Raw genomic sequence first — 598 nt, forward strand, 5'->3', positions numbered from 1 at the left:
GCCCAGCCCCATAGGAGCGCTGGACACTCACCGTCGGCACAATCTCCCGCATATGAGAGAGGCTCCAACGAATTTCAGGGAAGGCCATGTAGCGGCCACCCTCGAACGTGATCTGCATGTTCGCTGGAGGAGGGAACCCCTGCATCCATCCGATGCTCTGCGGATCACTAGCGTGGCCATCGAGGTATGCCATGCCGTCAAACACCAATGCGTCCCCCACGGGGGAAGACTGTCTGGTGGCTTCGTTCTTTACCAGTTCACGGACCATCGTTAGTATGTTCCCGGGTACAAAGTCCTTGACAGAATGGGATATTCAGCTTGAGCCTCATCGTTTGGCGGTGATGCCATCAAGGTCCGGCGCTTCGAACTGATGATAAAATGGGGCCGCTTCGCCTTCACGAAATGCGACATCCCTTCTCGTCCAGCAGGACACAGCCGGAAGGGTCGAAACCGATATTGATTACCTCACCTTCGCGAACAACCCAGCTGCTGATTTGCGTGTTTGCGCGCACCGTACTCGTGCCGCCGATGTCGATCTCGTAGATGGCGCTGCCGCCGAGATAGGAGGTCGAGACGACGCGGCCGGACAGCCGGTTGG

The 598-nt window shown here is 57.9% G+C and carries 1 protein-coding gene and 1 pseudogene; both read right to left on the bottom strand.

Annotated elements, in window-relative coordinates:
• Positions 1–268, bottom strand: a pseudogene (locus EOA23_RS36210) (hypothetical protein); the annotation flags it as partial.
• A gap of 127 nt (positions 269–395) precedes the next feature.
• A partial coding sequence (locus tag EOA23_RS35270; RefSeq protein WP_127307360.1) for a TOBE domain-containing protein occupies positions 396–598 on the bottom strand: 203 nt, incomplete at its 5' end.

Source organism: Mesorhizobium sp. M2A.F.Ca.ET.042.01.1.1 (assembly GCF_003997405.1).
Lineage (GTDB): Bacteria > Pseudomonadota > Alphaproteobacteria > Rhizobiales > Rhizobiaceae > Mesorhizobium.